13 protein-coding genes are annotated in these 11,079 nt (G+C 72.9%); 5 read left to right on the top strand and 8 right to left on the bottom strand.

Going from position 1 to position 11,079, the window contains the following annotated elements:
• Nucleotides 1–2: 2 nt before the first annotated feature.
• The 6 genes from VGN18_RS12520 to VGN18_RS12495 form a co-directional block, all read right to left on the bottom strand.
• Nucleotides 3–1,199, bottom strand: coding sequence for a TQO small subunit DoxD (locus VGN18_RS12520; protein ID WP_327540027.1), 1,197 nt, complete (start codon nt 1,197–1,199; stop codon nt 3–5).
• A gap of 64 nt (nt 1,200–1,263) precedes the next feature.
• On the bottom strand, nt 1,264–2,034 hold the full coding sequence (locus VGN18_RS12515; protein ID WP_327540026.1) for an enoyl-CoA hydratase: 771 nt from the start codon (nt 2,032–2,034) through the stop codon (nt 1,264–1,266).
• A gap of 34 nt (nt 2,035–2,068) precedes the next feature.
• Complete coding sequence (locus VGN18_RS12510) at nt 2,069–2,893, bottom strand: SDR family oxidoreductase (RefSeq protein ID WP_327540025.1); 825 nt, start codon at nt 2,891–2,893, stop codon at nt 2,069–2,071.
• 83 nt (nt 2,894–2,976) lie between these two features.
• A complete protein-coding gene (locus VGN18_RS12505; protein ID WP_327540024.1) occupies nt 2,977–5,118 on the bottom strand; it encodes an acyl-CoA dehydrogenase in 2,142 nt (713 codons plus the stop codon).
• 4 nt (nt 5,119–5,122) lie between these two features.
• On the bottom strand, nt 5,123–5,887 hold the full coding sequence (locus tag VGN18_RS12500; protein ID WP_327540023.1) for a crotonase/enoyl-CoA hydratase family protein: 765 nt from the start codon (nt 5,885–5,887) through the stop codon (nt 5,123–5,125).
• A 15-nt stretch (nt 5,888–5,902) separates the two neighbouring features.
• Nucleotides 5,903–6,664, bottom strand: a complete 762-nt coding sequence (locus VGN18_RS12495) for a 3-hydroxyacyl-CoA dehydrogenase (RefSeq protein ID WP_327540022.1) — start codon at nt 6,662–6,664, stop codon at nt 5,903–5,905.
• A 118-nt stretch (nt 6,665–6,782) separates the two neighbouring features.
• Between VGN18_RS12495 and VGN18_RS12490 the strand changes: the two genes are divergently transcribed.
• Nucleotides 6,783–7,721 (top strand): glucosyl-3-phosphoglycerate synthase, encoded by a 939-nt coding sequence (locus tag VGN18_RS12490; protein WP_327540021.1) that lies wholly within the window; start codon nt 6,783–6,785, stop codon nt 7,719–7,721.
• Nucleotides 7,721–8,584, top strand: coding sequence for a dihydropteroate synthase (gene folP / locus VGN18_RS12485; RefSeq protein WP_327540020.1), 864 nt, complete (start codon nt 7,721–7,723; stop codon nt 8,582–8,584). Before VGN18_RS12490 ends, folP begins: the two co-directional genes overlap by 1 nt.
• On the opposite strand, the gene VGN18_RS12480 is transcribed toward folP, so the two are convergent.
• On the bottom strand, nt 8,581–9,087 hold the full coding sequence (locus tag VGN18_RS12480) for a GNAT family protein (RefSeq protein ID WP_327540019.1): 507 nt from the start codon (nt 9,085–9,087) through the stop codon (nt 8,581–8,583). The two genes, folP and VGN18_RS12480, sit on opposite strands and share 4 nt — an antisense overlap.
• Nucleotides 9,088–9,157: 70 nt before the next feature.
• Between VGN18_RS12480 and VGN18_RS12475 the strand changes: the two genes are divergently transcribed.
• Together VGN18_RS12475 and VGN18_RS12470 are read left to right on the top strand one after the other, a co-directional pair.
• The gene (locus tag VGN18_RS12475; RefSeq protein ID WP_327540018.1) at nt 9,158–9,352 is read left to right on the top strand and encodes a ferredoxin; all 195 of its coding nucleotides are present in this window, start codon (nt 9,158–9,160) and stop codon (nt 9,350–9,352) included.
• Between the two features lie 72 nt (nt 9,353–9,424).
• Nucleotides 9,425–10,180, top strand: coding sequence for a hypothetical protein (locus tag VGN18_RS12470; protein ID WP_327540017.1), 756 nt, complete (start codon nt 9,425–9,427; stop codon nt 10,178–10,180).
• 6 nt (nt 10,181–10,186) lie between these two features.
• Here VGN18_RS12470 and VGN18_RS12465 read toward each other — a convergent pair whose 3' ends face one another.
• Nucleotides 10,187–10,585: a hypothetical protein gene (locus VGN18_RS12465; RefSeq protein ID WP_327540016.1), complete on the bottom strand. Its 399-nt coding sequence runs from the start codon at nt 10,583–10,585 to the stop codon at nt 10,187–10,189.
• A 79-nt stretch (nt 10,586–10,664) separates the two neighbouring features.
• On the opposite strand from VGN18_RS12465, the gene VGN18_RS12460 reads away from it, so the two are divergent.
• Nucleotides 10,665–11,078 (top strand): PLD nuclease N-terminal domain-containing protein, encoded by a 414-nt coding sequence (locus VGN18_RS12460; RefSeq protein ID WP_327540015.1) that lies wholly within the window; start codon nt 10,665–10,667, stop codon nt 11,076–11,078.
• Nucleotide 11,079 lies beyond the last annotated feature (1 nt).

Below are 11,079 nucleotides of genomic sequence, written 5' to 3'. Positions count from 1 at the left end.
CGTCAGCCGGTTCGGACCTGACCGCCGACGACCTGCACCGCGATCGGGGCCAGCGGGGCCGGGGGCGGCCCCTGCAGCACCTGGCCCGTCCGGGCGTCGTAGGCGCCCCCGTGGCACGGGCACACGAAGGCGGTGTTCGCCTTGTCGAACTGGACGGGGCACCCCGCGTGCGTGCAGACGGCGGAGAACGCCACGAACTTGGTCGCCGACGTGTGCACCAGGAACGCCGGGTTGCCGTCGGCGGGGTTGGTGAACGACTTGGCGTCGCCGACGGCGATCGAGGACTCGGCGGCGATGACGGTGCCGCTGGGCGGGGCCGCCGTCGTGGCCGGAGCGCTCGAGCTCGGTGCGGTCGCGCTCGACGCCGGGGCGGGCGGGCCGGTTCCGGCGGCCACCCGGCGGCGCTGGGGCGTGCCGCCGACCGCCCGTCCGATGGAGGCGGCGAGGCCGGCGGTGATCAGCGCGGCCGCTCCGGTGACCGCGGCGGCGACGGCGGTGACGACGACCGTCCGGCGGGCCAGGGCCTCGCCGGTGCGGGCGGCGACCTTGTCGTCGGCCGAGAAGATGGGGCAGCCGGAGGGCCGCCGGCACCGCCCGGCCTCGTCGAGCCCGCACTTGGCGCCGCGGGCGCAGAGCTCCTTGAGCCGCGGCGCGGCGATCGTCACCTCGGCCGGCCGGCGTCCGAGCCCGACGTCGCGACGGGCCCGATCGGCGAGCCAACCGTCGAGGCTGAGGACGCCGCCGCTGCCGAACGCGATCAGGACCGTCCAGGCGAAGACGAACACGATGTCGGCGCCGTAGTAGTACGGCGTGGTCGCCCAGCTGACGGTGAGGAAGAAGGTCAGAGCGAGCAGCGCCCCGCCGGTCGCGGCGATGCGGGTGAGCAGCCCCAGCAGGGTGCCCAGCCCGACGGCCAGCTCGCCGAACGCGATGAGCAGGCCGACCAGGGTCGGCGCGTGCAGCGACAGGCCGAGCAGCGGGCCGAGCGGGGTGGTGTGGCGCAGCCCCGCCATCTGCCGGACGACCGACGTCGGTGCCGCCGGGTCGAGGTAGTCGGGGTTCGCGAGCTTCTGCAGGCCGGCGTAGACGAACGTGATGCCCAGGAACGCGCGGAGCGGCAGGATCAGCCAGCCGGGCTGGTGCCGGCGCTGCTGCCACACCGATTGCGGGCCGCGGGGAGTCTGCGGCTTGGTCGGCACGCACCGATCGTGCCGGGCGATCCTCTGTACTCCCTATGCCCCGGGTGAACGGATGGGGCGCATCTCAGCGACCGGCGAACCGGGCGACCCGCTTCTCGCGGAAGGCGGCGACGCCCTCGGCGAAGTCGGCGGTGTCGAACAGTTCGTCCTGCCCGGCGCACTCGATGGCGTGCGCCTGCTGCAGCAGCGCGAGCGTCGACGCGGCGAGGGCGGCCTTGGTTCGGGCGTAGGACTGCGTCGGGCCGTGCGCCAGCTTGGTGACGACGGCCGCGACCTCGGCCTCGAAGGCGGCGTCGTCGACGACGTGCGAGACGAGACCCCACTCGAGGGCGGTGGCCGCCGGAATGCGCTCGCCGAGCAGGGCCATGCGGGCCGCGCGGGGGCGCCCGACCGCCGCCGGGACGAGCAGCGTGGCGCCGCCGTCGGGCATGAGACCGATGTTGGCGAAGGCGAGCAGGAAGTAGGAACTGCGCTTCGCGATGACGAGGTCGCACGACAGCGCGATCGTGGCGCCGATGCCGGCGGCGAGGCCGTTGACGGCGGCGACGACCGGCTTGGGCAGGCCGATGATCGTCTCGACCAGCGCGTTGCCGGCCTCGAGCGGCGCGAGCCGACCGGGTCCCACGGGCCGGTCCTGCGCGATGTCGGCGCCGGCACTGAAGGCCCGCCCCTCACCGGTGAGCACCACGACGCGGACGGCCGGGTCGTCGGCCGCCGCCCGGACGTGCTCGGCCGCGCCCTGGTACATCTCCAGCCGCAGCGAGTTGAGCGCATCCGGGCGGTTCCAGCGGATCGTCAGCACGCCGTCGGCGATCTCGGTCTCGAACAGGCCCATCGGATCTCCTCGGCGGGGTCGGCCCCGCGCGAACTCAGCCCTGTGCGAGTTCGGCGACATCCTTCCACTCGCGCCAGGTCTCGAGCCGGGAGGCGTAGTCCCGCTCGGCGATGGCGAGCGGGGCGGTGCCGAAGAAGACCCGCAGCGGCGGCTGCTCGGCGTCGACCACGCGCAGGATCGCGGCGCCGCTGGCGTGCGGGTCGCCCGGCGTGGCCACCCGCTGCTTGCGCTGCTCGAGGGCCTTCTCCCGGAAGGCCTCGTAGGCCGGCAGCGGATCGGAGTGCCTGGCCGACGAGCCGGCCCAGTCGGTGTCGAAGCCGCCGGGCTCGACGAGCGTGACATGGATGCCGAAGTCGGCTACCTCCTGCGCCAGCGACTGGCTGAACCCCTCGAGGGCCCACTTCGACGCGTTGTAGATGCCGACGAGCGGGAACGCGGAGATGCCGCCGATCGAGGACACCTGGATGATGTGCCCGCTGCCCTGCTCGCGCAGGTACGGCAGCGCGGCCTGCGTGATCCACAGGGCCCCGAAGACGTTGGTCTCGAGCTGGGCCCGGGCCTCGGCCTCGGTGACCTCCTCGATCATGCCGAAGTGGCCGTAGCCCGCGTTGTTGACGACGACGTCGAGACGGCCGAAGTGCTCGTGCGCCTGCCGCACCGCGGCGAAGTCGGCGGCGCGGTCGTCGACGTCGAGGGTCAGCGGGAGCAGGCGGTCGCCGTACTCCGCGGCCAGGTCGTCGAGGGTGGCGGCGTCGCGGGCGGTGGCGGCGACCGAGTCGCCGCGTTCGAGGGCGGCGATCGTCCACTCGCGACCGAAGCCGCGGGACGCGCCGGTGATGAACCACGTCTTGGATGTCATGCCTACCTGCCTACCCATGCGCGGGTGACGGCGCCACCCGCCGGCCTGGGAGCCTTCCCACGCCGCGCGCGGGAATAGTCACGTCAGTTCGCGACGGCCTCGCGGGGCAGGCCGAGGATGCGCTCGGCGATGACGTTGCGGCTGACTTCCGACGTGCCGCCCGCGATGGTCATGCACCGGCCGAGCAGGTACTCGTGCAGGAGCGGGTAGTGGTGGCCGTCGACGCCGCCCGGGCCGAGGATGCGCAGCGCGAGTTCGGTGACCGCCTGCATGTGCTCGGCCTTGAGCAGCTTGGTGACGTTGCCCTCCGGACCGGGTGGTCCGCCCACCACGCTGCGCTCGACCTGGCGCAGCGTGATCAGACGCATCGCCTGCTCCGCGGCGATCAGCCGGCCGACCTCGGCCGACCGGCCGGCATCGTGGGCCGCGCCGTCGAGGAGGGTGACGAGGTCGCGCGCCGACGTCGCCGCCAGTGAGCCGCCGCCGCCGCCGATCGACACCCGCTCGTTGCCCAGGGTCGCCCGCGCGACGGTCCAGCCGTCGTCGACGGCCCCGACGACGTCCTCGTCCGGGACGAACAGGTCGTCGAAGAACACCTCGTTGAACATCGCCTCCCCGGTGATCTCGCGCAGCGGCCGGATCGTCACGCCCTCGGCCTCGAGATCCAGTGCCATGGTCGTGATGCCGCGATGCTTGGGTGCGTCGGGGTTGGTCCGGACGGTGGCGAGCCCGCGGTTGCAGCTCAGGGCGCCGCTCGTCCAGACCTTCTGGCCGGTGACGCGCCACCCGCCCTCGACCCGGATCGCCTTGGTCTGCACGGCGGCGGCGTCGGAGCCGGCGCCGGGCTCGCTGAACAGCTGGCACCACTTCAGCACACCGGCCAGGCTCGGCGGCACCCAGCGCTCGACCTGCTCGGGCGAGGCCTGCTGCACCAGGGTCAGCAGCACCCAGCCGCCGATGCCGAGGCGCGGGATGTCGAGACCGTCGAACTCCTCGTCCAGGACGAGCTGCTCGACCGGCCCGGCGGCCCGACCCCACGGCTTCGGCCAGTGGGGGAGGAGGTAACCGGAGTCGACGAGCAGGGTCCGGCGCTCCTCGGCCGGCGTGGCCTCGAACGCGGTCCGGAAGGTGCGGGCCTGCTCGCGGAATTTCTCGGCCTCGGGTGGCAGCTCGACCCCGACGTCGCGGCGCACGCCGGCGGCGACGGCCCCGACGAGCTGCGCCTCCGCGTCGCCGCGCAGCGTGCCGGCGAGGGTGATGGCGCGGCGCAGGTAGAGGTGCGCGTCGTGCTCCCAGGTGAAGCCGATGCCGCCGTGGACCTGGATGTTCTGCTGCGCGTTCGCGACGTAGGCGTCGAGGGCGACGATGGCCGCGACCGCCGCGGCGTACTCGCCCGGGTCGTCGGCGTGACCGACCGCGCGGGCGGCGTCCCACGCCGCCGCGGTGGCGCGCTCGCTCGCGACGAGCATGTTGGCCAGGTGGTGCTTCACCGCCTGGAACGAGCCGATGATGCGGCCGAACTGTTCGCGCACCTTCGCGTAGGCGAGTGCCATCTCGAGCGTGGCCCGCGCGCCGCCGGCGGCCTCGGCGCTCGCGACGGTGCGGGCGATGGCGAGAGCAGTGCTCGCGTAATGCGAGAGCACTGCTCCGCGGACCGCGTCGAGGCGGACCGTCGCCAGTCCGAGTGAGGCGTCGGCCGCCTTCTCGATCGGCGTGACCGTCACCCCCTCGGCCCCGGTCGCCACGACGATCAGGTCGTCGTCGACGGCGAGGATCAGCTGATCGGCCCAGACCCCACCCGCGATGCTCGCCTCACCCGACACGGTGTCGACATCGCGGCTCAGCTCCGGCGCCACGGCGAAGACAGCGATCCGGTCGCCCGCGGCGAGCGCGGGCAGCAGGGCCGAGCGCAGCTCGGCCGAACCGCAGCGGTCGATGATCGCCGAGCCCGTGACGGCGGCGACGGTGGGGCCGGGCGCGACGGCGGCGCCGAGTTCCTCGACGACGATCGCCAGCTCGGGCAGGCCGGCGCCCGAGCCGCCGAACGCCTCGGGCAGGTGCAGGCCGAGCCAGCCGAGCTCGGCCATCTTCGACCAGGCCGCCGGGCGGACCTCGACGCCTGACGTCAGCGCCGCGCGGGTGGCCGCGCGCAGCGAGTTGGCCGAGGCGAACGACTTCGCGACGGCAGCGAGGGAGCGGTGGTCGTCGGTCAGCGCGATCGGCATGCGGTCAGCGGCCCTTCCAGACAGGCGGACGTTTCTCGGCGAAGGCGCGGGCGCCCTCGCGGGAATCCTCGGAGGTGAAGACCGGCGCCATGATCGGACCCTGCCTCTCGAAGCCCTCGTCGATCGTCCAGTCGAGGGCAGCCGCCATGATCTGCTTCGTGGCGACGAGGGCGAGCGGACCGTTCGGGACGATCCGGGCCGCGAGCGCGCGGGCGGCGTCGAGCGCGCCGCCGGACGGCGCGAGCGAGTTGACCAGCCCGTAGCGGTGCGCGTCGGCGGCCGACAGCGGATCGCCGGTGAGCGCGAGCTCCATGGCGACCGACGGCGGCAGCCGGCGCGGCAGCCGCAGCAGCCCGCCGGCGGCGGCGACCAGGCTGCGCTTGACCTCGGGGATGCCGAACTTCGCGTCCTCGGCCGCCACGATGAGATCGCACGACAGCGCGATCTCGCAGCCGCCGGCCAGGGCCCAGCCCTCGACGGCCGCGATCAGCGGCTTGCGCGGGGGCTTCTGGCAGATGCCGGCGAAGCCGCGCCCACCCGCCGTCGGGTCCTCGCCGGTGAGGAACGCCTTGAGGTCCATCCCGGCGCTGAACGTGCCGCCCGCACCGGTGATGATCGCGAGAGTCAGGTCGTCGCGCGACTCGAGCTCGTCCAACGCCGCGGCCATGCCCTCGGCAACGGCGTGGTTCACCGCGTTCTTCGCCTCGGGCCGGTTGAGCGTGATGACGAGGACGCCGTCCGCGTCCTCGGTCAGTACCGCCTCGGTCATCGCGTCGCCTTCCGGTCAGCGCGGAGCCATGCGGATGGCGCCGTCGAGTCGGATCGTCTCGCCGTTGAGCATCGGGTTGGCGATGATCGAGCCGACCAGCAGGCCGTACTCCGACGGGTCGCCCAGCCGGGACGGGTGCGGCACCTGCGCCCCGAGCGACTCCTGCACGTCGTCCGGCAGGGAGCCGAGCAGCGGGGTCTTGAACAGGCCGGGGGCGATGGTGACGACACGGATCTTCAGCGATGCGAGGTCGCGGGCGATCGGCAGCGTCATACCGACGATGCCGCCCTTCGACGCCGAGTACGCGGCCTGCCCGATCTGGCCCTCGAACGCCGCGACCGAGGCGGTGTTGACGATGACGCCGCGCTCGCCGGCGACCTCGTCGGACTGCGCGATGCGCTCGGCGGCCAGCCGGATCACGTTGAACGTCCCGATCAGGTTGACGTTGATGATCCTGGTGAACGCGTCGAGCGGGAACGGGCCGTTCTTGCCGTAGGTCTTGATGCCGTTGCCGATACCTGCGCAGTTGACGGCGACGCGCAGCGGGCCGAGCTCGGCGGCGGCGTCGAGGGCGGCGGTGACATCGGCCTCGGAGGTGACGTCGCCCGGGGCGAAGCGGACGCGGTCACCGAGTTCGGCGGCGACCTCGGCGCCGGCCGAGGAGGGGAGGTCGAGGATGACGACCGCGGCACCCTCGCCGTGCAGGCGGCGCACGGTCGCCAGGCCCAGGCCCGACGCTCCTCCGGTGACGACGGCTACCGCTCCATCGAGTTGCACAGCTGCTCTCCCATTCGGTTGTGGGCGGGGCACCGCCCGGACGTCCCTGCGATCGTAGGGCGACGGGCACAATCGACGGACACGACGTCCGAGTACGGCGAACAGGAGCGGTTGACCGGTGGATCCACGAGCGGCCGACTGGTTCCGCCGACGGACGAGCACGAGCGACGACTGGCCGCTCGCCCGCGTCGCCGCGGCCAAGGCGGCGACCGGTGCCCGGATCAGCGTGGTCATCCCGGCCCGCAACGAGGAGGCGACCATCGCCTCGGTCGTCGGGCGCATCGGTCACGACCTGGGCGGCATCGTCGACGAGCTGGTGGTGATGGACTCCCTCTCCGGCGACCGCACCGCCGAGCGGGCAACCGCGGCCGGCGCGACCGTGCACAGCGTCGCCGACGTGCGGGCCGACCTCGGGGTGCAGGCGGGCAAGGGCGAGGCGCTGTGGAAGTCGCAGTTCGTCACGTCCGGCGACATCCTCGTCTTCGTCGACGCCGACCTCACCGAGTGGGGCCCGCACTTCGTCCTCGGCCTGCTCGGTCCTCTCCTCGCCGAGCCCGGGGTCGCGCTCGTCAAGGGCTTCTACGACCGCGTCGATCAGACCAGCGACCGGCCCAGCACCGAGGGTGGACGGGTCACCGAGCTGGTCGCCCGGCCGCTGCTCGCGCTGCACTGGCCCGAGCTCGGCGCCGTGGTGCAGCCGCTGGCGGGGGAGTGGGCGATCCGCCGGGACCTCTTCGCGGGGCTGTTCGTGCCGGTCGGCTACGGCGTCGAGCTGGCCACGCTGCTCGACACCCTCGCCGCCCGCGGCCCGGACGCCATCGCCCAGGTCGACCTGGGCCGACGGGCGCACCGGCACCAGAGCGTGCACGATCTGGGCGTGATGGCGGCCGAGATCCTGCGCGTGGCCGACCGGCGGCTGCCCGGGCGTCCCACCGGCGTCGGCGATTCGGTCGTCCTGAGCCAGTACGACCGTGGCACGGCCAGATGGCAGGAACGTCCGGTGCCCGTGGGCGAGCGGCCGCCGGCCGCCGCGACCGATCTCCCCGAGGTGAGTTGATGCTGCGACTGCGTGGACGCGAGTTCGGCCCGGGGGCGCCGGCGATCATGGCGATCGTCAACCGCACGCCCGACTCGTTCTACGACCAGGGCGCGACCTTCGCGTTCGATGTGGCCCTCGAGCGGGTGCGTCTGGTCGTCGGCCAGGGCGCCGAGATCGTCGACATCGGCGGGGTGAAGGCCGCGCCGGGGGGCGACGTGTCGGTCGAGGAGGAGATCGGGCGCACCGTCGACTTCGTCGCGACCGTGCGGTCCGAGTTCCCCGACGTGATCATCAGCGTCGACACCTGGCGGCACGAGGTCGCCCGGGCCGTGTGCGAGGCCGGGGCCGACCTGCTCAACGACTCGTGGGGCGGCGCCGACCCGAAGCTGGCCGAGGTGGCGGCCGAGTTCGCAGTCGGTTTGGTGTGCACCCACGTGGGACGGGCGACGCCGCGCACCCGCCCGCACCGGGTCGCCTACGACGACGTGACCGCCGACGCGATCCGGCACACGGTCGGGCTGGCCGAGCGGGCGCTCGCGCTCGGCGTCCCGCGGGAAGCGATCGTCATCGACCCGGCGCACGACTTCGGCAAGAACACGCGTCACTCGCTGCAGCTCACCCGCGAGCTCGACCGCATGGTCGCCACCGAGTGGCCGGTGCTCGTGTCGCTGTCGAACAAGGATTTCGTCGGCGAGACGCTCGGTGGGTTGCCCGTGGGCGAGCGGCTGATCGGCACGCTGGCCGCCACCGCTGTCTGCGCCTGGCACGGCGCCGTCGTCTACCGCGTGCACGAGGTGCTCGAGACGCGCCAGGTGCTCGACATGGTGACGAGCATCCGGGGCGACCGGCCGCCGACCCGCGCGATCCGCGGGCTGGCCTAGTCGGTGCGCAGTCGCGAGTAGACGACCATGTCGTTGTAGCGGCCGTCGCGCCACTGCGCCCCGCGCACCACGCCCTCGCGGGTGAAGCCCGCCTTCTCGAGCGAACGCTGCTCGGCCCGGTTGGTGATGTCGGTGTGGGCGTCGATCCGGTGCACCGGGTAGGTCGCGAACAGGTACTCGACGAGCGCGGCCTGCGCCGCCGTGCCGTGCCCGTTGCCCTGGTAGGCCGGCAGCACGCGGATACCGATGTTCAATGCGTTCGACATCGGCGGCGGCCCGTAGGGCAGCGCGCGGAACTGGACGTCACCGATCACCTCGCCGTCGACGACGACCGCGAGCATGCCGTTGGAGTCGGAGAGGAACTGGTTCTCGGCCCACGGCCCCCGCAGGTGCGCCGACGTGCCGGGGCGGAAGCCGTAGAAGCTGTACGGGTCGTCGTCGTAGCCGGGCAGATCGTCGAAGTAGCCGAGTTCGGCCTCGGTGAACGGGCGCAGCGTGACCATGCTGATCACGGTAGCGGCGCGCGGATCTGTCCACCGCGACGCGGACGGCCCGGGCTGCCAGGATGGCACCATGAAGGTGAGTGTCGACAACGGCCGCTGCGAGGCCCAGGGGCAGTGCGCTGCCGTCCAGCCGGATTTCTTCACGCTGGACGAGGACGGCTACAGCAACATCGGCCAGGACAAGCCGGTACCGGCGGGTCTGGAGAAGGACGTGGAGAACGGCGTCGGCATGTGCCCGATGGCCGCGCTCAGCACCACCGAGTAACTCGTCGAGGGATTGCGCTCAGGTCCTCGAGCGGCCCGCCGATAGGGCCGCTATGGACAGGGATGTCTTTCGATGACGGGACCGGTTGAGGAGACTCGACTCGTCCCGCCCGGCCACCAGTCGCCGGCCACCTACGAGCCGCAGCCGTGGGACAGTCGCGGCGCCACGCCGCCCCCCGGCACGTTCGACGTGAGCTCCCATCCGAAGGATCGGGCGGGATTCGTCCGGCCGCGGGAGCGGCGCGGGCGCCGGCTCATGCACGCCGTCTACGTCGTGCTGGTCTTCGCCATCCTGGCCGGTGTCGGGCTGCGGATCTTCGAGCAGTCGACCACCACCCGGAACCTGCTGCCGAACGGCTCCGGCGTGGCGAGCCTGCCCGACGCGATCCCACCCGGTGTCGGGTTGATCGTCCGGTCCGAGGCGGGCCACTTCGCCGTGCGCATGCCGCACCGCCCGGTGGTCAAGTCGACCTACGCGGTGACCGGCAACGGCAACCTGACCCTCACCTACGCCGTCGACACGACCTCGAAGGTCGTCGTCGAGGGGGCCGACATCTCGCCCGCCGTGACGTCGTCCCGGGTCACGCGCGCCCTCGACGCCGCCGTCGCCGGGCTGCAGTCCGGCGTCGCCTCGACCATGACCATCAGCGACGCCCGTTCGCTCACCTTCCAGAACCGTCCGGCCCGGCAGGTCACGATCACCGACCGCAGCGGCCGCCGGTACACCGCGTTGGTGGTGATCTACGGCAGCACCCGCTTCTACTCGCTCTTCGCGCCGTCCGGCCCGGCGTTCGACGCGTTCATCTCCTCCTTCGTCGCGCTGCCCTGAGCCGGCTCAGCGGGTCAGGGCGTCCAGCAGGGCGAGCCCGTAGGCCTGCTCGGCGTCCGCGTGCTCGACGGCTCGGTCGACCCCGTCGACGACCGTCCGCACCCGCGCGCCGCCGTCCACCCGGGCCAGGCTCTGGAAGCGATCGCCCAGGCCCTCGCGCAGCTGCGACTCGCGCGGCAGCCAGACGGCGTCCTCCTCGCGGATGGAGTCGAGCGCCCACTCGGTGGTGCCGTTGAACCGGATGAGACGCCCGGTCGGCAGCTCGTCGACCTCGATGACCATCTCGGCGATGACCAGGACGTGCTCGTCCATGTCCCGGTCGGCCACGACGAAGCGGTCACCGGCGGCGGGAGTCCAGCGCAGGCCCGCGTCGCGCAGTTGCTTGGCCAGCCCGATCGACATCATGGGACGAGTGTGGCTCACCCGGCGAGTGGCCGGGGGACGAATGGTGCGTTCCGTGCTTGCATCTGCCATCATCCCGGCCATGATCTTCGCGGATGGCGCCGCCGGGCTGCTGCTGGTCGGGCTGTGGATCTTCTGCCTCATCGACGTCATCACCACCGACGAGTCGCAGATGCGCAATCTGCCGAAGCTGGCGTGGCTGTTCATCGTGCTGCTGCTGCCCGACATCGGATCGATCGCCTGGCTGGTCGCGGGCCGCCACTGGGCCGGCGTCGCCCCGGCCCGCGGCGGCTCACCGCTCGACCGGGCCTACCCCGAGTACGACCGGCCCGGCCGTGCCGTCGCGACCGACCCCGAGGCCGACGAGCAGTTCCTGCGCCAAGTGCGCGAGCGGGCCGAGGCCCAGCGCCGCGAGTACCAGGTCCGGCGACGCCAGGAGCTGGCGGCGGAGGAAGAGCAGTTGCGGCGCCGGCGTCCGGACGAAGCGCCTGACTGAG

Source organism: Jatrophihabitans sp., from assembly GCF_036000465.1.
Taxonomy (GTDB): domain Bacteria; phylum Actinomycetota; class Actinomycetes; order Mycobacteriales; family Jatrophihabitantaceae; genus Jatrophihabitans.
Note: the sequence above shows the minus strand (reverse complement) of the source record. Positions and strands in the feature narration are given on the sequence as shown.

Excerpts from the sequence above, each read along its gene's own strand:
- VGN18_RS12480 (WP_327540019.1), bottom strand. The coding sequence starts at position 9,087 with ATGGTCACGCTGCGCCCGTTCACCGAGGCCGAACTCGGCTACTTCGAC.
- folP (WP_327540020.1), top strand. The coding sequence starts at position 7,721 with ATGCTGCGACTGCGTGGACGCGAGTTCGGCCCGGGGGCGCCGGCGATC.
- VGN18_RS12515 (WP_327540026.1), bottom strand. The coding sequence starts at position 2,034 with ATGGGCCTGTTCGAGACCGAGATCGCCGACGGCGTGCTGACGATCCGC.
- VGN18_RS12460 (WP_327540015.1), top strand. The coding sequence starts at position 10,665 with ATGATCTTCGCGGATGGCGCCGCCGGGCTGCTGCTGGTCGGGCTGTGG.
- VGN18_RS12465 (WP_327540016.1), bottom strand. The coding sequence starts at position 10,585 with ATGATGTCGATCGGGCTGGCCAAGCAACTGCGCGACGCGGGCCTGCGC.
- VGN18_RS12505 (WP_327540024.1), bottom strand. The coding sequence starts at position 5,118 with ATGCCGATCGCGCTGACCGACGACCACCGCTCCCTCGCTGCCGTCGCG.
- VGN18_RS12470 (WP_327540017.1), top strand. The coding sequence starts at position 9,425 with ATGACGGGACCGGTTGAGGAGACTCGACTCGTCCCGCCCGGCCACCAG.
- VGN18_RS12475 (WP_327540018.1), top strand. The coding sequence starts at position 9,158 with ATGAAGGTGAGTGTCGACAACGGCCGCTGCGAGGCCCAGGGGCAGTGC.
- VGN18_RS12510 (WP_327540025.1), bottom strand. The coding sequence starts at position 2,893 with ATGACATCCAAGACGTGGTTCATCACCGGCGCGTCCCGCGGCTTCGGT.
- VGN18_RS12500 (WP_327540023.1), bottom strand. The coding sequence starts at position 5,887 with ATGACCGAGGCGGTACTGACCGAGGACGCGGACGGCGTCCTCGTCATC.